General features: G+C 61.5%; 17 protein-coding genes and 2 pseudogenes. 5 read left to right on the top strand and 14 right to left on the bottom strand.

From position 1 onward, the window contains the following. Positions 1-51: 51 nt before the first annotated feature. On the bottom strand, positions 52-807 hold the full coding sequence (yihA, locus tag ACFO24_RS04380) for a ribosome biogenesis GTP-binding protein YihA/YsxC (RefSeq protein ID WP_377737021.1): 756 nt from the start codon (positions 805-807) through the stop codon (positions 52-54). Positions 808-880: 73 nt separating this feature from the next. Between yihA and ACFO24_RS04375 the strand changes: the two genes are divergently transcribed. The 5 genes from ACFO24_RS04375 to ACFO24_RS04355 all read left to right on the top strand — a co-directional run bounded on the left by ACFO24_RS04375 (position 881) and on the right by ACFO24_RS04355 (position 7,137). Beyond that, positions 881-1,483, top strand: coding sequence for a c-type cytochrome (locus ACFO24_RS04375; protein ID WP_377737020.1), 603 nt, complete (start codon positions 881-883; stop codon positions 1,481-1,483). A 109-nt stretch (positions 1,484-1,592) separates the two neighbouring features. Beyond that, positions 1,593-3,725 carry a cytochrome c biogenesis protein ResB gene (locus tag ACFO24_RS04370; RefSeq protein ID WP_377737019.1) on the top strand — a complete coding sequence of 711 codons (2,133 nt, stop codon included), beginning with the start codon at positions 1,593-1,595 and terminating at the stop codon, positions 3,723-3,725. Next, positions 3,726-5,093: a c-type cytochrome biogenesis protein CcsB gene (gene ccsB, locus ACFO24_RS04365; RefSeq protein WP_207575266.1), complete on the top strand. Its 1,368-nt coding sequence runs from the start codon at positions 3,726-3,728 to the stop codon at positions 5,091-5,093. A gap of 100 nt (positions 5,094-5,193) precedes the next feature. After that, positions 5,194-5,688 carry a YbhB/YbcL family Raf kinase inhibitor-like protein gene (locus ACFO24_RS04360; RefSeq protein WP_377737018.1) on the top strand — a complete coding sequence of 165 codons (495 nt, stop codon included), beginning with the start codon at positions 5,194-5,196 and terminating at the stop codon, positions 5,686-5,688. A gap of 84 nt (positions 5,689-5,772) precedes the next feature. Next, entirely contained in the window at positions 5,773-7,137 is a 1,365-nt protein-coding gene (locus tag ACFO24_RS04355; RefSeq protein ID WP_377737017.1) for a hypothetical protein, read from the top strand. A gap of 47 nt (positions 7,138-7,184) precedes the next feature. On the opposite strand, the gene ACFO24_RS04350 is transcribed toward ACFO24_RS04355, so the two are convergent. The 13 genes and pseudogenes from ACFO24_RS04350 to proC all read right to left on the bottom strand — a co-directional run bounded on the left by ACFO24_RS04350 (position 7,185) and on the right by proC (position 22,829). Continuing rightward, positions 7,185-7,499 (bottom strand): hypothetical protein, encoded by a 315-nt coding sequence (locus tag ACFO24_RS04350; protein ID WP_377737016.1) that lies wholly within the window; start codon positions 7,497-7,499, stop codon positions 7,185-7,187. 18 nt (positions 7,500-7,517) lie between these two features. Beyond that, positions 7,518-7,829: a monooxygenase gene (locus tag ACFO24_RS04345; protein WP_377737015.1), complete on the bottom strand. Its 312-nt coding sequence runs from the start codon at positions 7,827-7,829 to the stop codon at positions 7,518-7,520. 103 nt (positions 7,830-7,932) lie between these two features. Continuing rightward, a complete protein-coding gene (locus ACFO24_RS04340) occupies positions 7,933-10,701 on the bottom strand; it encodes a DEAD/DEAH box helicase family protein (RefSeq protein WP_377737014.1) in 2,769 nt (922 codons plus the stop codon). 85 nt (positions 10,702-10,786) lie between these two features. Continuing rightward, the gene (locus ACFO24_RS04335) at positions 10,787-12,667 is read right to left on the bottom strand and encodes a site-specific DNA-methyltransferase (protein ID WP_377737013.1); all 1,881 of its coding nucleotides are present in this window, start codon (positions 12,665-12,667) and stop codon (positions 10,787-10,789) included. Positions 12,668-12,764: 97 nt separating this feature from the next. After that, complete coding sequence (locus tag ACFO24_RS04330; protein WP_377737012.1) at positions 12,765-13,919, bottom strand: Fic family protein; 1,155 nt, start codon at positions 13,917-13,919, stop codon at positions 12,765-12,767. A gap of 11 nt (positions 13,920-13,930) precedes the next feature. Continuing rightward, a pseudogene (locus ACFO24_RS04325) lies at positions 13,931-15,007 on the bottom strand (excinuclease ABC subunit UvrA); the annotation flags it as partial. 111 nt (positions 15,008-15,118) lie between these two features. Then, positions 15,119-19,849, bottom strand: a pseudogene (gene uvrA / locus ACFO24_RS04320) (excinuclease ABC subunit UvrA); the annotation flags it as partial. A gap of 82 nt (positions 19,850-19,931) precedes the next feature. After that, positions 19,932-20,219, bottom strand: a complete 288-nt coding sequence (locus ACFO24_RS04315) for an addiction module antidote protein (RefSeq protein ID WP_377737011.1) — start codon at positions 20,217-20,219, stop codon at positions 19,932-19,934. A 3-nt stretch (positions 20,220-20,222) separates the two neighbouring features. Then, positions 20,223-20,516 (bottom strand): type II toxin-antitoxin system RelE/ParE family toxin, encoded by a 294-nt coding sequence (locus tag ACFO24_RS04310; protein ID WP_377737010.1) that lies wholly within the window; start codon positions 20,514-20,516, stop codon positions 20,223-20,225. 68 nt (positions 20,517-20,584) lie between these two features. Then, entirely contained in the window at positions 20,585-20,920 is a 336-nt protein-coding gene (locus ACFO24_RS04305; protein ID WP_207575278.1) for a type II toxin-antitoxin system YafQ family toxin, read from the bottom strand. Continuing rightward, positions 20,920-21,228: a type II toxin-antitoxin system RelB/DinJ family antitoxin gene (locus ACFO24_RS04300; protein ID WP_377737009.1), complete on the bottom strand. Its 309-nt coding sequence runs from the start codon at positions 21,226-21,228 to the stop codon at positions 20,920-20,922. The genes ACFO24_RS04305 and ACFO24_RS04300 overlap by 1 nt, the downstream gene beginning before the upstream one ends. Before the next feature lie 51 nt (positions 21,229-21,279). After that, positions 21,280-21,945 carry an HAD family hydrolase gene (locus ACFO24_RS04295; RefSeq protein ID WP_377737008.1) on the bottom strand — a complete coding sequence of 222 codons (666 nt, stop codon included), beginning with the start codon at positions 21,943-21,945 and terminating at the stop codon, positions 21,280-21,282. Between the two features lie 47 nt (positions 21,946-21,992). Next, positions 21,993-22,829, bottom strand: a complete 837-nt coding sequence (gene proC / locus ACFO24_RS04290; RefSeq protein WP_377737006.1) for a pyrroline-5-carboxylate reductase — start codon at positions 22,827-22,829, stop codon at positions 21,993-21,995. Positions 22,830-22,833: the final 4 nt, after the last annotated feature.

The raw sequence follows: 22,833 nt of genomic DNA, 5'->3' as shown, positions 1-22,833 counted from the left end.
GGTTTTTAGATTAAAAACAGCTTAAAAATCACTATGTATCAGCGTAAACAGCTATTCATTCTGATCTAACGGGGCTTCATCCAGCGCCGGCGGCTCTTGCTCATCGTCCGCCGCCTGCGCGTCCACGGCAGCGCCACCTTGCGGGTGGCACCACTGCCACAGCAGTTGCGCCACCTCGTCCACACCCTGCTTTTTCAGCGCCGAAAACAGGCGCACCTCACCACCGCCGGCATTGAGCCGCATGATGGACAGCGCCTTGGCCTGCTCAGCGCGCGTGAGCTTGTCGGCCTTGGTCAGCAGCACCAAAAACTTCAGCCCCTGCTCCACCCGGGGGCGCAGGGCATCGAGCAGCGCCTCGTCCAACTCGGTCAGGCCCAGGCGCGGATCACACAGCAGCACCACCGCCGTCAGGCTCTCGCGCTCCATCAGGTAGTTCAGCATCACGCGCTGCCAGCGCTCTTTATCGCTGCGCGAAACGGCCGCGTAGCCATAGCCGGGCAGGTCGGCCAGCACCGCATCGGTCACCCCCTGCTTGCCCAAAGAAAACAGGTTGATGTGCTGTGTGCGCCCCGGTTTCTTCGAGGCAAAAGCCAGCTGTTTTTGCTGCGTCAGCGTATTGATCGAGGTCGATTTGCCCGCATTGGAGCGACCCACAAAGGCGATTTCTGGCACAGTGACTGGGGGCAATTGTTGTAATTGCGCAGCAGTGGTTAAAAACCGTGCTGTGTGCATCCAACCCATGGCTGTCTTGGGGGTTACCGGGTCAAATTCTTGACCAGCGGCAAAGGTGGGGGTGTTTGTTGTCATAGGGTATTAGGAATATCCAGGAGCCTCATTGTAGAATCCGGCCGTTTTTGCTGACATAACCAGACTATTTACTATGAAGCTGCTTGCCTCCCTGCTGACCGCTGCCGTTGTGGCAGCACCCGCTTTCTCCGCCGCCGCTGCAGACTTGGCCAAAGGCCAAGAAACCTACGGCGGCGTGTGCATCGCCTGCCACGGCGAAGCTGGTAAATCCGTGCTGCAGGAAAACCCGGTGCTGGCCCAGCAGCATCCCGAGTACCTGGTCAAGCAATTGAGCGAATACAAAAGCGGCAAACGCAACAACGCCATCATGCTGGGCATGGCCGCCATGCTCTCTGACGAGGACATGAAAAACGTCAGCGCCTACCTGGCCCAGCAAAAAGCCGATCCCGGCGCAGCCACCGACAAAGACTTGGTTGCCTTGGGCGAGAAAATCTACCGAGGCGGCATCCAGGATCGCAACATCGCCTCCTGCGCCGGCTGCCACAGCCCCAACGGGGCCGGCATTCCTGCGCAATATCCGCGCCTCTCGGGCCAACACGCCCAATACATCGTCACGCAGCTGAACCAATTCCGTGATGGCACCCGCGACAACAACCAGCAAATGACCGATGTCGCGGCCAAGCTCAACGACAAAGAAATCAAAGCCCTGGGCGAATACATCGCTGGCTTGAAATAAGCCATTGGCAAAGCCCCGCCCACCACGGGGAACTTCGTCAGCACAATAAACTCAACACGGGCGGCGCCTTAATTTTGCAAGGCCCGCCCGTTTTCCGTACTGCCTGTCCATGCCTGACTCCCCCCTTCGCCAACGGTTGCGCAGCTTTTTTGAGCTGGTATCGTCCATGCGCTTTGCCATCGCGCTGCTCACCGTGATTTGCATCGCCTCGGTGATTGGCACAGTGCTGCAGCAGCATCAACCGATCAACAACTACGTCAATCAATTCGGCCCTTTTTGGTCGCAACTGTTTTTGGCGCTGAAACTCAACGCCGTTTACAGCGCCTGGTGGTTTTTGATCATTCTGGCTTTCTTGGTCATCAGCACCAGCTTGTGCTTGACACGGCACACGCCCAAATACTTGGCGGACCTGCGCAACTTCAAGGAAGACATCCGCGAAAAAAGCCTGCAAGCCTTCAACCTCAAGGCGCAGGCTGATTTGCCAGAATCAAGCCAAGCGGCAGCCCAGCGCATTGGCCAAGGCTTGGTGCAACTGGGCTGGCGCGTCAAAGTGCAAGAGCGCACCACGGCCAACGGCACTGGCTTCATGGTCGCCGCCAAAAAAGGTGCGGCCAACAAGCTGGGCTATATCGCCGCCCACACCGCCATTGTGCTGATTTGCCTGGGCGGCCTGCTCGATGGCGATTTAATCGTTCGTGCCCAAATGTGGCTGGGCGGCAAAACGCCTTTTAATGGCTCGGGCCGTATTTCTGAAGTCATCGACCAGCACCGCCTGTCGGTGACCAATCCCACCTTTCGGGGCAATCTGCCCGTGGCCGAAGGCACCCAGGCCGACACCGCCATCTTGAGCCAGTCCGACGGCGTGCTGCTGCAGCCCCTGCCCTTCTCGGTCGAGCTGAAAAAATTCATCGTTGAGTATTACGACACCGGCATGCCCAAGTTGTTTGCCAGCGAAGTCATCCTGCACGATTACGAAACCGGTGAAGCCATCCCCAAGCGCATCGAGGTCAATCACCCCGCCAGCCACCGAGGGATCGAGATTTACCAATCCAGCTTTGACGACGGTGGCTCGAAGATCAAACTCAGCGCGGTGCCCTTCAGTGCCACCACGAAGCCGTTTGAAATCCATGGCATCGTCGGCGAAAGCACCACGTTGGCCGATTTTGATGGCAGCCCGGTCACACTGGAATTCACCCAGCTGCGCACCATCAACGTAGAAAACTTCAGCAACCGCGAAGGCGCAGCCGTCGATGTCCGCAAGGTGGACCTGCGCAGCATGCTCGATAGCCGCACTGGGGCCGGCCACAAAACCGGCACCGAGAAAAAGCTGCGCAATATTGGCCCCAGCATTGGCTACAAACTGCGCGACAGCGCCGGCCAGGCGCGCGAATACCAAAATTACATGCTGCCCACCGATATGGAAGAAGAAGGCAACTCTGTCTTTCTGTTGGGCGTGCGTGAGACCGAAGCCGAGCCATTTCGCTATCTGCGCGTACCCGCCGATCCCGAGGGCAAGATGGACACCTTCTTGCGCCTGCGCCTGGCCCTGCTGGACCCGGCCCAGCGTGAGGCCGCTGTGCGCAGCTATGCCAACAACGCGACCCCCACCGAACGCCCCGACCTGCGCGATGCCCTGGCCGAATCGGCCTTGCGCATTGCCATTTTGTACGCCGGCACCGGCAACCGCGAAAAACCCGACGGCGGCCTGCAGGCACTGGGTAAATACCTCGAAGACAGCGTCCCCGAGTCTGAGCGCGAACGCGCCAGCGAAGTGCTACTGCGCATTTTGAACGGCATCCTGTTTGAGCTGACCCAGCAACTGCGCAGCCAGGCGCAACTTCCCCCGCTGCAAGTCACTCCGGAAACCCAGCGCTTTATGGCCCAAGCGGTGTTTGCCTTGAGCGATGCCCAGTACTACCCGGCCCCGGCCGCCTTTATGCTGGAGGACTTTGACCAAGTGCAAGCCAGCGTCTTCCAAGTGGCCCGCGCACCGGGAAAGAAGGTGGTGTACTTGGGCTGCTTCTTCCTAATCGTTGGCATTTTTGGCATGCTCTACGTGCGCGATCGGCGCTTGTGGGTCTGGCTGGCCCCTCAAGCCGAGGCCGCCCAAAACACCCATGCCACCATGGCCATGTCGTGTAACCGTAAGCTTATCGATATTGACCGCGAATTTGCGCAATTGAACCACCAGCTGCTCGGGGCTGCGGCCCCGACAACGGCTCCTACGGCCTCAGAGGTTTGAATGAACACCATCACTGCCACCCCCGCACCCCCCTCTAGCACCGCTCCTAAAACCATGGACCTCAATCCTGGTTTTATGGCCCGACGCAATGTTTGGGATTGGCTTTTTGCCCTGATTTTGCTGGCCGGCACAGTCTTCGCCTGGGTGCAATACGACAGTGCCATGGATGTGTACGAAAAAGGCATTTTGCTGCTGACCACCCCCAGCCTGATCGCCATGGGCTGGTTTTGGCGGCCGCTGCAAAAGCTCATGCTCACTGTCGGCGGCCTGTCGCTGCTGGCCATTTGGCTTTACCACGGGCCCGATGGCGTGGCGCACCTGGACCGAGCCGAAGCCGTGTTTGGCCTGAAGTACTTTCTTTCCAGCCAATCGGCCATTTTGTGGATGGGCGTTTTGTGCTTTATTGCCACCGCGTTCTACTGGGTGGCCTTGTTTGCCAAAGGCGAACAAAACGCCTTTGGCCGCATTGCCAGCACCATGGTCTGGGTCGCGGTCACCCTGGCACTGGTCGGCACCATGGTGCGTTGGTACGAAAGCCACCTCATGGGCCCGGACATCGGCCACATTCCGGTGAGCAACCTGTACGAAGTTTTCGTCATGTTCATCTGGATGACGGCCCTGTTCTACCTGTACTACGAAGACCAGTACGCCACCCGCGCACTGGGTGGCTTTGTGATGCTGGTGGTCAGCGCCGCGGTGGGCTTTTTGCTCTGGTACACCGTGGCCCGTGAAGGCCAAGAGATCCAGCCCCTCATCCCCGCTTTGCAAAGCTGGTGGATGAAGCTGCACGTACCGGCCAACTTTATCGGCTATGGCACTTTTGCCATTGCCGCCATGGTCGCCTTTGCCTACTTGATCAAACAGCAGGCCACCGAGACCAAATGGTACAAACTGGCCCCCCTGTGGCTGCTGGGCGTGGCGCTGTGCTTTGAACCGCTGGCCTTCCGCCAGTCACAAGCAGGTGGCAGCAGCTACTGGATTGTGTATGCCGGTATCTCGGCCTTGATCGTCGGCGGCATCTTGGCGCTGCGCAAACCCATTGCCGAGCGCTTGCCCTCGTTTGAAATCCTCGACAACGTGATGTACAAATCCATCGCTGTGGGTTTTGCCTTCTTCACCATTGCCACCGTGTTGGGCGCACTGTGGGCTGCGGATGCCTGGGGCGGCTACTGGAGCTGGGACCCCAAGGAAACGTGGGCGCTGATCGTCTGGCTGAACTACGCCGCCTGGCTGCACATGCGCCTTATGAAAGGTCTGCGCGGCACGGTGTCGGCCTGGTGGGCGCTGGTGGGTCTGGCCGTCACCACTTTCGCCTTTCTGGGGGTGAATATGTTCCTCTCGGGCCTGCACAGCTACGGCGAGCTGTAAGCCCAGCACAGGCAGGATCAAAGGCGCACACTCTGGCTGCGCCTTTTTTTACGACCAGGGTTTGGGCATACTCGGCGGCTTGACTGGCCAAGGAGACACCATGACCGAATTTGTTTTAAGCAGCCCCGACATTCCCACCGGTGGCACCATCCCACAAATCTTTGAATTCAACAGCTTTGGCTGCACAGGGCGCAATGAATCGCCCACCTTGTGCTGGAGCGGCACCCCGGCCGGCACGCAAAGCCTGGCACTGACGGTGTACGACCCCGATGCCCCCAGCGGCAGTGGCTGGTGGCACTGGATGGTCATCGACTTGCCCGCCAACACCACCAGGCTGCAGCCCAATGCGGGCACCGCTGGCAGCACCACCCTGCCCACTGGCGCACGCCAGATTCGCAACGATTACGGCAGCTTTGCCTGGGGCGGTGTCTGCCCACCACCGGGCGACAAACCGCACCGGTATGTGTTCACCGTCCACGCCCTGTCCGTGCCCAAACTGGACGTTCCGGACGATGCGACCGCCGCCCTGGCCGGCTTCATGATCAACGCCAACACCATTGCCACGGCAAGCTTTACCGCGCACTACGGGCGCTAAACAGCGCTGGTTCAAGCACCACGGGCAGTTGCAGGCTGCCCGTGCCTGTTCCCGCACCCTTCATTCATAGAAAGAACGTATCCAATGCAGCCTTCCGAAACCATGCGCCAGGTCAGTTTTGCGCCCTTGCTCCGCGCCAGCGAGGGGCTGACCCAATGGCGGCCGATGGCCTTGGGATTTTTAACCTGGGTGGTCGTCGCGCTCCTGCTGGCCGTTGGTGGGTTTTTAAGCAGCAGCCTCGGCGGTGCGGCTGGCGGGGGGCTGATGGGGTTGTTCGGGCTCTTGGCCATGATTTTGATTGCCGCCGGCATGTCTGGCGCAGGCATTTTGCTCATGGACAAAGCCAAGAATATTGCGCCGCGTTCGATGCTGGATGCCTTTTTAGCGGGCCTGTGGTGCATCCCCAAATTTTTGGGCTTTTACGTGGTGGTGGCGCTGGTGCTGGCGGCGCTGGCCGTGGTCGGTGCCATCGGTTACTTTCTGGCCAAAATTCCTGGGATTGGGCCCCTGTTTTTCTTTGTCCTGCACCCAGTTTTGGTGATCATGGCCGCAGCGGTGCTCACTTCTTTGCTGTGGGTCGGGTTTCCGCTGTTTACCCCAGCCGTCTGGGAAGGGCGCGGGTTCAAAGAATCCTTGACCCTAGTCATCGCCGTAAGCCGCCAGCGCCTGGTGCCCACCGTGCTGCTGTTTTTGGCGTTGTATGTCGTGGTCTCGGTGATCGGCATGGTGGTCTTTGGGGCCTTGCTGCCGGGTTATTTCTTTATGAGCGGGCTGGCCACCTCCATCCTTGGTGTCGGAATGACCGGCAATGGCTTGGCCGCCATCACCGCCCTCATGAACGGCTATGGCGGCGGCAGTAGCGGCCTGATGTACGCTGGCATTCTGGCCACAGCCCTGATTTTCGGATTGGCTTTTACCTTGATGATGCAAGTGGCCCTGATGGGGGTGAACCTGGTCTATCTCTCGGCCACCGACGGGCTGGATACCGCCGATACCGAAAATGCCTTGAATGCCGGCCTGGACGAAATGAAACGCCGCGCCCGCGAAGCCCAAGAAAAAGCCCGACTGGCCGCCGAACAAGCCCAGGAAAAAGCCCGCCAAATGGCCGAAGAGGCCAAAGAACGCGCCCGCCAACGCGCGGCCGAGCAGGCCGCTGCCCAGGCTGCCGCCGCAGAGCAAACCGCAGCCCAAGCCCAAGCGGCCGCAGTGTTGGCAGCAGAGCAAGCCGAGCAACAGGCTGCTGCTGACCGGTTGGCCGCCGAAGCAGCCGCAGCACAAGCTGCCCCGCCAGATGCAGCCCCCCAAGAGCCGCCCCTCCTGGCCGAGCCTGCGCCCAGCACCAACCTGCCACCCGCGTCGGCCGCCACAGCCACCTGCCCGCAGTGCCAGCACAACGTGGGCCATGACGATATGTTCTGCGGGGAATGCGGACACCGCCTTAAAGGCTGAACCACCCGCACGCGCACTGTAAAAAGGGTTGCTGCGGCAGCCCTTTTTTATTCTTCCGCCCCAAGCTGCGCCACCAGGGCCGCATCACACCCCACCCCCGCCGCAATCCAGCGCCGCGCCAGCCATTGGCGCAACTGCCCCAGCCTGCCCGTAGGGGCATCGCTGATGGCCCCACACAGGTAGCGCTGCTGCGCCTCACTCCAGCGCAATGCCACACAGGCACCGGTGCGCTTGCGCGATAGCACCATGCCCAGCGGACACGGCTCCAGCAGGCAGCACAGCCCGCAGCCGTTGCAGGGTGCCCCCAGCGCCGGTTGGGGCGGCGCATTGGGGTGGATATGGGCCAAGGTGGTGTGGCGCATAAGGCGGGCGCGGTGCTTTTATGCGGTGGTCACCGGCCCGTGGTTGATGGCCGTGAGCGCTTCATTCACCGCAAAAATGCGGCTGCGGATGTCGCGCACCCCGGCCTGCGTTAGGCGCTGGCTGTGCATGTTCAGATACGCCTGCGCCTGTTCCTGCGTGTCGAACAGGTACACGCCGCCAGCCTCTTGGGCCTGGGCGTTTTCCGTCCAGATTTTCCAGCGCATGCCGGGTTCTTGGTTGATGCTGTGCGCCAGATCGGTGAAGGCTTGCACCATCGCCGCGCCAAACGGGCCGGGCATGGGGAAATCGACTTGTAAGAGGTAGGGCATCAAAAAGCTCCTTGGTGAAATGCAATAAATATCGGTGCTGCTCAGTATGGCGGCATTCGCCGCATGATTTCCTCTGCAAACGGGGGTATCCAGAATCCTCTCCCTACCCAGCCCCCACCGTCTGTGCCAACCGATCGCGCACAGCATCCATTTCTGTCAGCTTCACCGTCTCACCCAGACTGCCATCAGCATTTACCCAGCGCAACCGGTTGCCATCCGGCGTGAGAAACAGCACCTGGCCATAAACGGGCGGAAAGTGCTGCATCTTGCGGGCCGCATCCTTGGTGTTTTCTTTCGTCTCCAGCAAGCGTTGCATAGGCGGACTGCCAGGGGTGTGCTCCACGCACACCACAAAATCTGGATAGAAATAATGCTCATGCTCGGCACGCACCACACGCACGGCATACGGCTTTTTATCCGGGTTGCGATGCCACCAGCGTACAAAATCGGCTGCATCCAACGCACGGGCAAAATCACGCTCTAGCTTGTTCAATTTGACGGCACCGTCATACCGCCCCACGCTGAACACAGCACCATCAGACAGCGTAAACACCTGGTCTTGCCACCAGTGCCGTTCGTCCATGAACAAGACGTTCTCCACCTCCTGCGCATCTTCCTTGGACGGCGGTAAAACCCCATAAATGTTTTTGGCAGAAGCCTCCAAAGGCAGGTCTTGCGGAAAAATCATGACATCTGGCAAAGGCTGGGCATCCACCAGCTCGGCCTGCTCGGCAATGGCTTGAAAAATCGCCTCATGCAACTCCTGTGTGCTATCGCGGATCACCCAATGCGCCGCATCACGCGCTAGCCGCACGCGGTCTTGCTCCGTCAGGGCCGCCACTGCTTGGGCAGCCGCCTGCGATTCACCCTGAATTTCGGCCAGCGCTCCATCCAGTGCAAGGCGCAGGCGCTGCGTCAGCACCTGCATGATGATGCGGTAGTCCTCATCCTCCACATGCGGCATAGCCTCCAGCGCGGCCACCGCTTCGCGTGCCAGGGCTTGGCGATCGGTCACCACCTGAATCTCCTCGACGTAGCCCTGCCCAGTCGTTAGCTCCTTGTGCAATTCCTTTTGCGTCATGCGGTTCAGCGCAACTTGCAAGGCGGTGCGCTGCAAGGCTGGGCTGATCGGCAGGCGCTGTGCCACTTGCTGGGAAATGGCCGATAAATCCACAAACTCAGGCTTCTCCTCTGTCTTGAGCCTGTCACCCAGCGTCGGCACTGCCTGCGGATCGCGTTTGCGGTGATAGACCTTGAGCCGGTTTTCTGCCAGTGCCGCGAGCACCTCCTCCCGTGTGCTGGGGGGCTGGGCGCGTGCCGGTTTGGCCGCAGGTTCGGGCTGCAAAGCATCCAAATCCTGCGGCGTAAAGCCGAATAAATCTGGCCCCGCCCCGGTGGGCTGCGTGGTGGGTGAGCTCCACGGTAAAGCGGCTTGGGCGGCTGGCTCCTCGGCCACTCCGATCGGTAGGGTCGGCTCTGGCAGGCCGAAGGCATACGACAGCGGCGGCTCCTGCGTCGGGCGATTGGTGTAGGCCACACCACCAGCCATCGTGCGGCGGGCCATCAACTTCTCCGTCTGCCCTTCCAACTGGCTTTTGATGGCGCTGGTGGCCTGCACAGCCGCTTCATAGCCCGCCTGCGCTTCAGCGTTGCCCAAGTAAACAAACGCTGTATTCAACTCGGGTGGAATCTCCTGCGGCCTGGAAAATGCTTCGCGCACCTGCCGCGCCACGCGCATCACGCGGCCAATGAACTGCATGGCAAAGTCCGCATCGTTCACCGGCTTGATGCTGGCCAGCACAAAAGCACGCGGCGCGTCAAAACCCGTGCCAGCGGACTGTTTGAAGATCAGCACCTGCTTGGTGGTGTCGTTGGCAATGGCCGCCATCAGTATCGGGTCAGGCTCGTCGGCAGAGTGCTTGCCGATGGCATCGGGCTGCACACCGCAATGGCGCATCAACTCCTCGGCAGCCTCGTCCACGGTGTTGGCCCCATTGGCTACTTGCACCAACAACAGCGGTACGCACGCCACGCCCCGGTGCGCCAGAAAGCGGGCAATCTGCTGATTGCGTCCCCACGCCTGGCGCAGCACTGTGCGGCGCACATCGGTCACCTGGGCCATGCTGCCACCCAAGCTATAGATCACGGCCTCGATGTACTTCTTATTCAGCCGCGCAGCCACCACATCGTCGCGGCTGACCGGAAAATGCTCCTGCGCCCCATAGCCCGCATAGGCCACAAAATCGGTCAGCCGCTGGTCTTTGGGCGTGGCCGTGGCCAGCAGCAAATAATCGGCCCGCAACCAATGGGCAAACTTGCCAAACTCGGTGCCCTTGTCCAGCGCAATATGCGCCTCATCCACCACCAGCCCAATCTGCAAGCCCTTCGCACGGGCGCGGGCTAGCAGGGCGGCCAGGGTGCGCACATCGTCATCGCCATCCGCGTCATACCCCTGGGTGCGCCACTGCGCCCGGGCCACCCCCTGAGCGGTGGAAATCAGCACCGTGCCCGCCGCCACCTCCTGGTTGCGCCCCTGGGCCAGGGGTACCGGACGCAGATCGGCAGCTTGCTGCAACAAAGCATCCAACGTTTGCGCCACCAGGGTGACGTAGGGCACAAACCAGAACCACAGCACATTGCGCTGCTGACCCACGCACTGCAGCACCTGCCCGATCATGAAAGTCTTACCCGCCCCCGTGGGCGCACGCAGCAGACAAGGCGGCGCAGGCTGGCGCAGCAGGGCGGCGCTAATGTTGGCAATCAGCGTGGCCTGAAATTTCTCGGGCTGCAAGCTGGTGGCCTGGGCGGTCAGGCTCAAGTCCAGTGGGGTTTGCAGCAAATGGGTGCTTGGCAAGGTGGCGGGAGTGTTCATAGGGTTTTTGGAGCTCTTGAAATTTCAAACAAAATTGGCACTTAACGCTTATTCAGTAAGCGCTAACAGCTATTGTTTTAATGTTTTAACGCTGGCGTTTGCCACCCTCTTGCCCTTGCAGCAGCACCTGCCGCAGCGAAAGCACCTGCGCCTGCACCCCGCGCTGTGCCAGCCAGTGCCCCACAGACTTGGCACGCTGCGCCACGACCAACAGGCGGGCCACGCCATGCTGGGCGGGCAAAGCCAGTAAGGTGGCCAAGGCCTGCGGCGTGCTTTCGGCACACAGCACCAGCAGCCAGTCATGGCCCTTGGCAACCACTTGCACGGTTTGCTCACTGCTCTGGTTGGGGGCGGTGGCGGTATTGCGCAGGGCCAGCAAGGCAGCGGCATGGGCGGGCGTAGCGTCCAGCACCACATCGGCGGCGTTGAGCTTGTCCAGCTGCAGATAGGCAAACTCGCCGCCTTGCGCCAGGGTGTAGCCATCTTTGCCACCGTACCCGGCAATGACGCGGCGCAGCCGCTCGGCGCAGACATCGCGGCACAGGTTTTTGTGCGGCTCTTTGGCCGTGGCCTCGGTGCTGCTGCACAGGATGAAGCGGCGCTGGCCGTTGTCTTCGGCGTTCAGCTCCAGCACCGCCTGGCCAGTGGTGCCGGAGCCGGCGAAAAAATCCAGCACGATGTCGCCCGGGCGGGTGGCTTGGGAGAGCAAACCTTTAATAAGAGATGCGGGTTTGGCGTAGTTGAATGCCCTGTCGCCAAAAATTTGCGCAACCTGTCGCGCACCCTCTTGATTCGTTGCCGAAACGAGACTCTCATCCGCTTCATACGTCCCCTCTTCGAACGACGGAACAACCCAGCTCGATAACGGCTGCGTTTGATTGCGCAAGTCGGCCTTGTAACGCTTGAATTGAGGACGGCCAAAGCCTACTGGCTTGCCTACCCACCACTCTAAATCGGGCAAATCTCTACGCAGTAAAAGCGATTTACCACCTCGCGGTACTTCATTTGCATCAATGGCTTGCAATAGTTCGCCCATTGAATGCCATGTCTCAACACGCGGATTTTTTGGAAAAACGATTTGCCCTAAACGAATGTACTCCTCCATGCTTTTGGCCTGAAGTCGTTGGCCAGGCTTCAACCGAGCTTCAGTGGCATAGCGCCAAACGCTTTCCGGACTACATGGATAAGAAATGCCTGTTGCAGGGTCTGTCAGCGGGTAATAGAGATTAGGTCGCTCTTTAAACGAAAAACCTAGCGTAATGTCACCAATTCGCCAATCCCCACGCGGATCATTATCCGTATTGCTATACATTTCATAGCTTTTATCAAATCCATTGAAGGCGAAGGCACTGTTTCCATACACCAGCACATGCTCATGATCGACAGATAGAAAACAGGCTTGGTCTGCATTTGAGCCTTGCCGCGTGCGCCATGTAATGCTGCCCAGCCTACGCCCCGGAAACACCTCATCCATCAACAGCTCTAGCCGCGCCCGGTTTTCATCGTTGATGCTGACCAAGATCACGCCGTCGCTGGTCAATAAATCCCGCGCCAGCAGCAGACGCTGGTACAGAAACTCCAGCCATTGGCTGTGCCGCCAGCGGTCGTTCGCGCCCACGAATTTGTCGTTGTACACCCAGTCTTTGTTGCCGGTGTTGTAGGGCGGGTCGATGTAAATCACCCGCACCTTGCCCGCGTGGGTGCTGCGCAGCAGGCGCAGGCTGTCGAAGTTGTCGCCTTCGATGATGAGGTTGCGGTGCGCGGCGCAGCCCTCGGGGGCGTGGCCGTATTGCGGCACAACGCGCGGCAGCACCACATCGGCATTCAGCGCCTGGTCGTGCGCGATGGCATCGCGCTCCCAATACAGGCCCAACTTTTGGCGTGTGAGGTGTTCAGCCAGCAGGCGGCGCAGTTCGGGGGCGCTGAGGGTGTCCAGTTGTTGCAGCAGGGCAGATGTGGCGTTCATGGAGTGCTTTGTTGTCGTATAGCGCCTAAGAACGTGTTCACGATCTAAGGGCGAATCTTTAATTTAAAGATTTTTGTTTAAATTTTTCGGCAAAACTTTAAATAAGAAAAAGTTTTAGATAAGCCTCAAACGCAAAAACCCGGTTGCGGGCATATCCGGTCTGCTCTTTGAGTAACCCGAATCGTTGGAACTCGGACACCAGCGCGTTCGCCGTGGGAGCGCTCATCTTCAGCGCTTCACCCACATCCGATACCGTTACCACAGGTCGGCTGTAGAGCAGCCGCAGCAGTTCCAGCCCCTTCTTGCCACGCCGTCCCAGCTCATGCATCCGCGCCTCGGATTCGGTACGCAGCGCCAGCACTTTCTGGAACGTATCGCGCCCATTTCGGGCTGTTTCCGCTACGCCACTCAGGAAAAATCGCACCCAGTGGTTCAGGTTGCCGGAGGTGCGCACCGCCATCAGGGCATCGTAGTAGCTGGCACGATTGCGCTCAAAAAAATCGGACAAGTACAACGCAGGCTTGTGCAGCAAGCCTTTGCTGACCAAATACAGCGTAATCAGCAGGCGACCGATGCGTCCATTGCCATCGCAAAAAGGGTGGATGGTCTCGAACTGGTAATGGCTGATGGCAATGCGGATCAGGTCTGGCACCTCGATCATCTCGTTGTGCCAAAACTTCTCCAAATCGCCCATCAAATCCGGCACTTCAGACGGGTGGGGAGGGACGAAGGCGGCATCCTTGAGGCCCGAGCCGCCAATCCAGTTTTGTGAGGAACGAAACTCACCGGGCATCTTGTGTTCGCCACGCACGCCGCGCATCAATACAGCATGGGTTTCACGCAGCAGACGGTTGGACAGTGGCAGCGTTTGCAGCTCGGCAATCGCCATGTTGATGGCATCGACGTAGTTGCGCACCTCGCGCCAGTCGTCACGTTTTTCCGGAGCGATCAGCTCCTCGCGCATCACCGCCTCATCCATGGCGGTCTGCGTGCCTTCGATTCGGCTGGACTGGTTCGCCTCCTTGGCGATGTGCATTTCGATAAACAGATCGACATCCGGCACGATGAGCGAAAACGCATTCAACTCGCCCAAGGCCCGCGTGGCTTGCTCTAACAAGGTATTGATGCGCGGGTCTTCCCAGCACCACAGCCGATTGACCCGCTGGGGAGAAAAGCTTTGGTACTGGTACTGCTGTCGCCATACGCCGGATTGGAAATTTTCAAAATGCGTGGGGGGATTGTTGGTCGTCATATTTAGCTCTCTCATAGCGATGCTCCACGCCCCAGCACGGGCGCCAGCGCCACCCCCGTATGCGTGCCCGCCTGAACCAAATCCTCGGGCGTGCCCTGGGCAACGATGTGGCCGCCGCCAGCGCCCCCCTCGGGGCCAAGGTCCAGCACCCAGTCGGCCTCGGCAATCACGTCCAGGTCGTGTTCGATGACGATCACGCTGTGGCCGCCATCCACCAGGCGGTGCAGCACGCGGATGAGTTTGTCCACGTCGGCCATGTGCAGGCCCACGGTGGGTTCGTCCAGCACGTACAGGGTGTGCGGGGCTTTCTGGCCGCGCCGGCCAATGTCGTCGCGCACCTTGGTCAGTTCGGTGACCAGCTTGATGCGCTGCGCTTCGCCGCCCGAGAGCGTGGGGCTGGGCTGGCCCAGCGTGAGGTAGCCCAGCCCAACGTCTTGCAACAGCTGCAGCGGGTGGGCGATGGCGGGCATGGCGGCAAAAAATTCGACCGCCTCGGCCACTTCCATTTGCAAGACTTGGCCGATGTTTTTGCCGCGCCAGGTCACGGCCAGCGTTTCGGGGTTAAAGCGGGCACCGTGGCACACATCGCAGGGCAGTTTCACATCGGGCAGAAAGCTCATGGCGATGGTGCGCAGGCCCTGGCCTTCACAGGCCGGGCAGCGGCCCGCGCCGGTGTTGAAGGAAAAGCGCCCGGCGGCGTAGCCCCGCGCCTGCGCTTCCAGCGTACCGGCGAACAGTTTGCGGATGGTGTCCCAAAAGCCGATGTAGGTGGCCGGGCAGCTGCGCGGGGTTTTGCCAATCGGCGTTTGATCGACTTCCAGCACGCGGTCGATGCTTTCAAAGCCCGACAGGCCCGCGCAGCCCACCAGCGCCGGGGCCTGGCCGGCATCCATGGCCTCGCGCCCGGCTTTGGTTTGGCGCTGGCCAACCCAGGCGGCCACGTTGGTCAAGAGCACATCCCGCGCCAGGGTGGATTTGCCCGAGCCACTCACGCCGGTGACCGCCACCAGCCGCTGCAGCGGCACGCGGGCGGTGACGCTTTGCAGGTTGTGCAGCTGTGCGTCGTGGACAGTGAGCCAGCGCAGTGCTTCTGTTTCAGAAGCTGTTTCCGCTGGTATTTGTTTGGTTTTAGATGGTTTTGATGCTAAGACTGTTTTTTTATCAGCGGAAACAGCTTCTTTTACCGAAGCAACCACACTGCGCCGCGCCTGCAACGGATGGCGCATGGCGTGCAGCAGGTAGCGGCCGGTTTGCGAATCGGCGGCGCTTTCAATATCGGCCACGCTGCCCTGGGCAATGAGCTGGCCGCCGCGCCGCCCGGCGCTGGGGCCAATGTCGATGATGTGCTCGGCGCGGCGGATGGTGTCCTCGTCGTGCTCCACCACCACCAAGGTGTTGCCTTTGGCGCTGAGCTTGTGCAAAGCGCCCAGCAGGATGCGGTTGTCCCGCGCGTGCAGGCCGATGGTCGGTTCATCCAGCACATAGCACACGCCCTGCAGATTGCTGCCCAGCTGCGCGGCCAGGCGAATGCGCTGGGCTTCGCCGCCAGAGAGGGTGGGCGCGCCCCGGTCGAGGGTGAGGTAACCCAGGCCGACTTCCTGCAAAAACTCCAGGCGGCTGGCGATTTCGGGCAGCAGGTCGCGGGCGATGTCGCTTTCGCGTTGCGTTAAGCGCCCGGCCTGCGCCAAGTGCGCGGCCCACTGGCGCAGGTCGTCCACGCTCAAATGGGCCAGATCGGTGATGCGCTGCCCGGCAAAGCGCACGGCGCGGGCGGTGGCGTTCAGGCGCGTGCCGTGGCAGCGGGGGCAGGCCACTTCAGCCAAATCCTCCACCTCTTGGCTGGCAAAGCCGATTTCGCGGCCCCGGTTGTCTTCGGCCAGCTGGCTGTCGTCGTACACCTTGCGCTGGTCTTTATTAAGCTGCACGCCCGTGCCCACGCAGTCGGGGCACCAGCCGTGCTTGCTGTTGTAGCTGAACAGGCGCGGGTCGAGTTCGGCATAGCTGGTGGCGCACACCGGGCAGGCGCGTTGGGTGGAGAAGGCTTGCACGCTGCCAATGCCCGCGCCGTCGCCACCCGCCCCCAGCGCGGTGGCCAAATCGTCGATGCCGTGCAGCACCTGCACCACGCCCTTGCCCAGCTCCAGCGCCTGGGCCAGGTGCTGGCGCAGCGTGGCCTCGTCAGCGGCGCTGACCAAGACGCTGGCCACGGGCAGCTCAATGCTGTGCTCTTTAAACCGATCCAGGCGCGGAAAGCCGGTGGTGGGCAGAAACGCCCCGTCCACGCGCAAATGGGTGTAGCCGCGCGGGCGGGCCCAGTCGGCCAGCTCGGTGTAAACGCCCTTGCGGTGGCTGACCAGCGGGGCCAGCAGGCCAATCACCTGGCCGCTGAACTGGGTGATCAGCTGCGCGGCAATGCTGTCCAGGCTTTGCGGTTGCACCGGCGCATCGTCGTGAATGCAGTGCTGCGTGCCCAGCTTGACGTAGAGCAGGCGCAGAAAGTGCCACACCTCGGTGGTGGTGCCCACGGTGGATTTGCGCCCGCCGCGCGACAGGCGCTGCTCAATCGCCACGGTGGGCGGAATGCCATACACGGCATCCACCTCGGGCCGCCCGGCGGGCTGGACGATGCTGCGGGCGTAGGCGTTGAGCGACTCCAGGTAACGGCGCTGGCCTTCGTTGAACACAATGTCAAACGCCAGCGTGGATTTGCCCGAGCCGCTCACGCCGGTAATCACGTTGAACTTGCCGTGCGGAATTTGCACGCTCAGGTTTTTCAGGTTGTGCTCTTTGGCGTTAATCACTTCGATAGCACGGGGCGCAACAGGGACGTGCTTTTTTACCGATTTTGTGTGAAATTTCGCCCCCGCCTCGGCCACGCTGTGCCCGTCCAGGCCCAAGGCCTGCTCATAGTCGCGCAGCGCCTGCGCGGTGTGCGAGCCGGTCATTTGCCGCAGCTCTTCGGGCGTGCCCTGGGCGACGATGTGGCCACCGCCATCGCCCCCCTCCGGCCCCAGGTCAATCAGCCAATCGCTGGCGCGAATCACGTCCAGGTTGTGCTCAATCACGATCAGGCTGTGCCCGGCCTCCAACAGCTTGCGCAGCGCGCGCATGAGCTTGGCGATGTCTTCAAAGTGCAGGCCGGTGGTGGGCTCGTCAAACAAAAACAGCGTGCCTTTGCGGGCCAGGCTTTGGCGCGATTTGGCCTGGGTTTTGGCCGCTTCGGCCAGAAAACCGGCGAGTTTGAGGCGCTGCGCCTCGCCGCCGGACAGGGTGGGCACGCTTTGGCCCAGCTGCACATAGTCCAGCCCCACATCCACGATGGGCTGCAGGGCGCGAATCACCTCGGCATCTTGGGCGAACAGCTGCGCGGCCTCGGCTACGGTCAGCGCCAGCACATCGGCCACATTCAGCAGCCGCCCGCCACGCTCTAGGCGCACCTCCAGCACCTCGGGGCGGTAGCGCTGGCCGTTGCAATCGGGGCAGCGCAGGTACACATCGCTTAAAAACTGCATCTCCACATGCTCAAAGCCCGAGCCGCCACAGGTCGGGCAGCGCCCGTCGCCGGTGTTAAAGCTGAACTTGCCGGCGGTGTAGCCGCGCTGGCGCGATAGCGGGGCGCAGGCAAACAGCTCGCGCAGGCTGTCCCACGCACCCACGTAGCTCACGGGATTGGAGCGGGCGGTTTTGCCAATGGGCGATTGATCCACCCACATCACATCGGCCAGTTGTTCCGCGCCCAGCAGGCGGGTAAAGGCCCCGGCGCTTTCCGTGGGCTTGCCAAAGTGGCGCAGCAGCGCGGGCACCAGCACATCTTGAATCAGGCTGGATTTGCCCGAGCCAGAAACGCCCGTCACCGTCACCAGCCGCTGCAGGGGAAAGGCGACATCCACGTTTTGCAGGTTGTGGGCGCTGGCCCCTTCCAAAATCAGCTTGGGCGTGCTGTCTTGCACCGGGCGCTTAAAGCCAAAGCCCACCTGCTTGCGCCCGCCCAGGTAGGCCCCGGTCAAGGTGTCGGCCTGGCGCAGTTGCGCGGGTGGGCCATCAAACACAATCTGCCCGCCGCGCACGCCGGGGCCGGGGCCCATGTCGATGATGCGGTCAGCGGCCAGCATCACGGCCGGGTCGTGCTCCACCACCACCAGGGTGTTGCCCGCGTCTTTCAGGCGCTGCATGGCCAAGTTGATGCGCTGCATGTCGCGCGGGTGCAGACCAATGCTGGGCTCATCCAGCACAAACAAGGTGTTCACCAAGCTGGTGCCCAGCGCCGTGGTCAGGTTGATGCGCTGCACCTCGCCGCCCGAAAGCGTGCGGCTTTGCCGATCGAGTGTTAGGTAGCCAATGCCCACATCGCACAGGTAGCGCAAGCGGGTTTCAATCTCTTCCAAAATCAAAGCTTGTGCCGCTTGTTCTGCTTGGTTTTCAGAAGGTTTTGTTGCTGAAATGCTTGCTAAATCAGCGGGAACAGCTTCTTTTTTAAGTGCTTGAAAAAATGTTTGCAGCCGCACCAGGGGCAGCTGCATCACATCGTGCAGGCACAGGCCGGGCAGGGCTTCCAGCTGCGCACGGCTCCAGGCCACGCCCTGGGGCATAAAGCGCTGCGCGGGCGGCAGCACCGCATCGGCCTGCGCCTTGCTGCCCACGCGCCACAGCAGGCTTTCCAGCCCCAGGCGCGCGCCGCCGCAGCATGGGCAGGGCGTGTAGCTGCGGTATTTGGAGAGCAGCACGCGAATGTGCATCTTGTAGGACTTGCTCTCCAAATACTCAAAAAAGCGGCGGATGCCGTACCAGGTCTGCTCCCACTTGCCGTTCCAGCGCGGCGAGCCGTCCAGCACCCAATCGCGCTGCGCGGGCGTGAGCTTGCCCCAGGCAATGTCGCGCGGAATGCCCTCGGCCTCGGCGTGGCGCAGCAAGTCGTCTTGGATTTCTTTCCACGCCGGGGTTTGGATGGCCTTGATGGCGCCGGTGCGCAGCGTGAGTTTGTCGTTGGGCACGACCAAATTCCAATCCACCCCAATCACCCGGCCAAAGCCCCGGCACTCGGGGCAGGCCCCTGCCGCCGAGTTAAAGGAAAACAGCGCGGGCAGCGGCGCTTGGTAGCTGATGGCGCTCTCGGGGCAATGCAGGCCCAGGGCAAATTTCCAGATTTCGGGTTCCGGCGCATCGGTCAGGGCATACACCTGCATTAGCCCCTGGCCGCGCAGCAGTGCCAGCTCAATCGCTTCCATGGCGCGGGCGCGTTCGACGTTGCCCATGCGAAAGCGGTCGGCCACCACGTCCAGCACTTTCACGCTGGTCGGTTTGGCGGCTTTTTTGCCTTTTTCGGGCGCAGGGGCGGGTTTTTCCAGCGTGCGCTCGGCCTGAATCTTGGTAAAGCCGCTGGCCAGCAGCCACTGCTGCACCTCGTCGGCGCTGGTGCTGGCGGGCAGCTCCACGGCAAAGGTCAGCACCAGGCGCGGATCGCCCGCCGCCTGGGCGCGTTCCTGCAACTGGGTGTAGATGCTGTCTGCCGTGTCGTGGCGCACCGGCTGCGCGGTCTGCCGGTCAAACAGCGCCCCGGCACGGGCGAACAAGAGCTTGAGGTGGTCGTTCAGCTCCGTCATCGTGCCCACGGTGGAGCGGGAATTGCGCACGGGGTTGGTCTGGTCGATGGCAATCGCTGGCGGCACCCCCTCGACCTTGTCCACGGCGGGCTTGTCCATGCGATCGAGAAACTGCCGCGCATAGGCGCTGAACGTCTCCACATAGCGCCGCTGCCCCTCGGCATACAGCGTGTCAAACACCAAACTGGATTTGCCCGAGCCACTGGGGCCGGTGACCACCGTCAGCTCCCCGGTGCGGATGTCCACATCCAGATTCTTCAAATTGTGCTGGCGCGCGCCGTGGATGCGGATAAGACCGTGGGGGGAATCAGAGGACGAAGATGACGACATGGCAGGGGGCAAAAATCAGGGGGCTTTATTGTAGGAAGCCGCCCCTGGCCTTGCGCTGCCCACCGTCAATGTGGGCGCGACATCAAGCCGCCGGTTGCACGCTGAGGCGCAACCCCAGCGCGTGCATGACCTTGAGGATGGTTTCAAAGCGCGGGCTGGCATCCGCACGCAGGGCTTTATAAAGCGCTTCGCGGCCCATGCCCGCCTCGGCAGCAATTTGCGTCATGCCCCGGGCACGGGCAATCACGCCCAGGGCATGGGCCAGTTCGCCGGGGTCGCCCTCCTCTAGCACCAGGGTGAGGTAGGCGGCAATGTCCTGCTCATCGCGCAGTTGTTCGGCCATATCAAAGGGGCGGGTGGTGGTGGGCATGGCTTACTCCGGTAAGGTTTTGGACAGGGCGATGGCAGCAGCAATATCGGCTTGCTGAGTGGATTTATCGCCACCACCCAGCATGACGATCAGGATAGGCCCGCGCTGGATGTAGTACATGCGCCAGCCAGCGCCGAAAAATTCACGCATTTCAAAAACCCCTTCACCAACGGGCTGGACATCGCCCAGCAAACCGCGCATGGCTTTGTCTAGACGACGCGATAAGCGAATGCGTGTCATGTGGTCTTTCAGGCTGTCCAGCCACGCATCAAAGGCTTCGGTGGTTTCGACTTGCATGGCGGGATTGTATTCGATCGAATACGATTTGTATCCTAACCTCGTGCTGGTATCCCACCTGCACCCGCTTACCCGAACAGGTCGCTGTGTGTCCCCAGGCGTTTGAAGATGATGATCTCCAGCGCTTTGTCTTCGGGGTGGGGATCAATGCGGTAGATCAGCAGAAAGTCGCCGCCCAGATGAATGTCGCGGTCGCCCGCGTCCCATTCATCGTCTGCGGTCAGGCCGTGGTCGCTCCACTGCTCGGCCAGCACCTGCTGAGCCGTGTGGGCAATCAACAGACCACCTACTTCGTTCACCAGCGTCATGTCATACCGTCCGGCAGCGGCCATGCGCTGGTAGTCTTTTTTAAAAGTCTTCGTGTAGGCAATGGTGCGCAGCTTGCGCCCTTTTTTGCCAGCCATCAGGCTTCGTCCTGGTGCGTTTCGTGCTCCATCGCTGCCAGCATGGCCTGTACGCTGGCATGGCTGGGGCCGCCCGTGCGGGCAATGTCGCGGGCTTCCAGGGTGGCTTGGCGATTGGTTTGCTTGCGCTGGCGCAGGGCCTGGGCTTGCGCCTCTGTCAGGCGCAGGTCAAACGGAATGCCGTTGTGCAGCACCACGCCTTGCAAAAACATGCGAACGGCGCTGTTCATATCCAGCCCCAGCGTAGCCAGAATATCGCTGGCAGAAAGAAATAGATTTTCATCTACCGTTGTACGAATAACGCTCATTTCTCACCTCAAAATGCCAATAATTGACCGATAAACAGCATTTTATGACATTCAATGCCGCAGCAACCCCGGCAGCTCTGCCATATCGCGCAGCACCCGCTGGGCACCGGCGGCCAGCAGCGCTTCGGGGGTGGTGTGTCCCCCCTCCCAAGGGCAATAGCCCCAGACGGTGGCCCCGGCGGCCAGGCCCGCTTGCAAGCCGGGCAAGGCATCTTCAATCACCAGACAACGGCGCGGGTCGCGTTGCAGGGATGCGGCGGCGGCCAGGTACACATCCGGAAAGGGTTTGGTGCGCGGCAGGTCGTGGCCGCTGAAGATATGCGGGTCGAACAGCGGCAGCAGGCCTACTTTGTCCAGCTGCATGAGCACCTTGGCCTTGTCCGCGCCGCTGGCCACGGCGATCTTGCCGCCCAGCAGGGCATGGCATTGCTGCACGGCGGCGACCGCGCCGGGGATGGCCTGCAGGTGGGCGTGCAGCCCTTGGTCGCGCAGGGCGTAGAAGGCGGCCATCCAGGCATCGGTGAGCGGCTGGCCGGTTTCGCGTTCGATGCGGGCGGTTTCGCTGCGCACGGTTTTGCCGATGAAGATTTGCAGGCACTCGGCCTCAGAAATGGCCCAGCCCGAGGCGTTGAGCATGGTGTGCAGGGCGCGATTGGTGATGTGTTCGCTATCGACGAGCACGCCGTCGCAATCGAACAAAATGGCTTCAAACAACATGTTGCTGTACCCGATCTGCTTTATCTGATGCGCTTTACCCATTCCATTCAGCCGCCAAACTCCGCCGCCAGGGCTTGTGCACGGGCCTGGGCCTGGCGCATGGCGGCCACAAAGTGCGCGGGCACCTGTTGCGCCTGCAGGTGGGTAATGGCCGCATGGGTGGTGCCGCCCTGGCTGGTCACGCGCTGGCGCATGACCTCGGGCGCTTCCCCAGAGCGGGCCGCCAATTCGGCAGCGCCCTGAAAGGTGGCCACCGCCAGCTGGTGCGCTTGTGCGGGGGTGAGGCCCATGTCGGTGCCGGCCTGAATCATGGCCTCTAGGAATAAAAACACATACGCGGGGCCAGAGCCCGAAAGCGCCGTCACCGCATCCAGCTTGTCCTCGGTGTCCACCCAAAGCCATTGGCCTGTGGTGGCCACAATGCGCTCTGCCAGGGCGCGGCCCTCGGCAGCCACCGCTTCGCCAGCAAACAGGCCCGTCATGCCCCGCCCCACCAGCGCGGGCGTGTTGGGCATGGCGCGAATGATGCGCTCACTGCCCAGCCACGCGGCAATGCTGGCGGTGGTGATGCCGGCGGCCACACTCAGGTGCAACGCTGCCCCCGTGTGGGGCGCGGCCGCCAAAGCAGCCTCTTTAAACGTTTGCGGTTTAACGGCCCAGACGATGAGCGCCGCTCGCGCCAGTTGGGGGCCGGGGGTGGCCGCTGCTTCGATGCCAAAGCGTTCGCGCAACGCCGCGCGGGCCTGGTCCCAGGGTTCGACCACTTCAATCTGGCTGGCTGGATGGCCCTGGCTGGTCAGCCCGCCAATGATGGCGCTGGCCATGTTGCCGCCACCGATAAAGGCGATAACGGGGTGCAATGGGGTAGGTGTTGGTGCAGGCATAGGG

Origin of the sequence: Comamonas denitrificans, from assembly GCF_042654745.1 — a bacterium.
GTDB classification, from domain to species: domain Bacteria; phylum Pseudomonadota; class Gammaproteobacteria; order Burkholderiales; family Burkholderiaceae_C; genus Comamonas; species Comamonas denitrificans.
Note: the sequence above shows the minus strand (reverse complement) of the source record. Positions and strands in the feature narration are given on the sequence as shown.

What these genes read in the sequence shown, in the direction of transcription:
- yihA (WP_377737021.1), bottom strand. Translation starts at nt 807, where the DNA reads ATGACAACAAACACCCCCACCTTTGCCGCTGGTCAAGAATTTGACCCG.
- ACFO24_RS04375 (WP_377737020.1), top strand. Translation starts at nt 881, where the DNA reads ATGAAGCTGCTTGCCTCCCTGCTGACCGCTGCCGTTGTGGCAGCACCC.
- ACFO24_RS04370 (WP_377737019.1), top strand. Translation starts at nt 1,593, where the DNA reads ATGCCTGACTCCCCCCTTCGCCAACGGTTGCGCAGCTTTTTTGAGCTG.
- ccsB (WP_207575266.1), top strand. Translation starts at nt 3,726, where the DNA reads ATGAACACCATCACTGCCACCCCCGCACCCCCCTCTAGCACCGCTCCT.
- ACFO24_RS04360 (WP_377737018.1), top strand. Translation starts at nt 5,194, where the DNA reads ATGACCGAATTTGTTTTAAGCAGCCCCGACATTCCCACCGGTGGCACC.
- ACFO24_RS04355 (WP_377737017.1), top strand. Translation starts at nt 5,773, where the DNA reads ATGCAGCCTTCCGAAACCATGCGCCAGGTCAGTTTTGCGCCCTTGCTC.
- ACFO24_RS04350 (WP_377737016.1), bottom strand. Translation starts at nt 7,499, where the DNA reads ATGCGCCACACCACCTTGGCCCATATCCACCCCAATGCGCCGCCCCAA.
- ACFO24_RS04345 (WP_377737015.1), bottom strand. Translation starts at nt 7,829, where the DNA reads ATGCCCTACCTCTTACAAGTCGATTTCCCCATGCCCGGCCCGTTTGGC.
- ACFO24_RS04340 (WP_377737014.1), bottom strand. Translation starts at nt 10,701, where the DNA reads ATGAACACTCCCGCCACCTTGCCAAGCACCCATTTGCTGCAAACCCCA.
- ACFO24_RS04335 (WP_377737013.1), bottom strand. Translation starts at nt 12,667, where the DNA reads ATGAACGCCACATCTGCCCTGCTGCAACAACTGGACACCCTCAGCGCC.
- ACFO24_RS04330 (WP_377737012.1), bottom strand. Translation starts at nt 13,919, where the DNA reads ATGACGACCAACAATCCCCCCACGCATTTTGAAAATTTCCAATCCGGC.
- ACFO24_RS04315 (WP_377737011.1), bottom strand. Translation starts at nt 20,219, where the DNA reads ATGCCCACCACCACCCGCCCCTTTGATATGGCCGAACAACTGCGCGAT.
- ACFO24_RS04310 (WP_377737010.1), bottom strand. Translation starts at nt 20,516, where the DNA reads ATGCAAGTCGAAACCACCGAAGCCTTTGATGCGTGGCTGGACAGCCTG.
- ACFO24_RS04305 (WP_207575278.1), bottom strand. Translation starts at nt 20,920, where the DNA reads ATGGCTGGCAAAAAAGGGCGCAAGCTGCGCACCATTGCCTACACGAAG.
- ACFO24_RS04300 (WP_377737009.1), bottom strand. Translation starts at nt 21,228, where the DNA reads ATGAGCGTTATTCGTACAACGGTAGATGAAAATCTATTTCTTTCTGCC.
- ACFO24_RS04295 (WP_377737008.1), bottom strand. Translation starts at nt 21,945, where the DNA reads ATGTTGTTTGAAGCCATTTTGTTCGATTGCGACGGCGTGCTCGTCGAT.
- proC (WP_377737006.1), bottom strand. Translation starts at nt 22,829, where the DNA reads ATGCCTGCACCAACACCTACCCCATTGCACCCCGTTATCGCCTTTATC.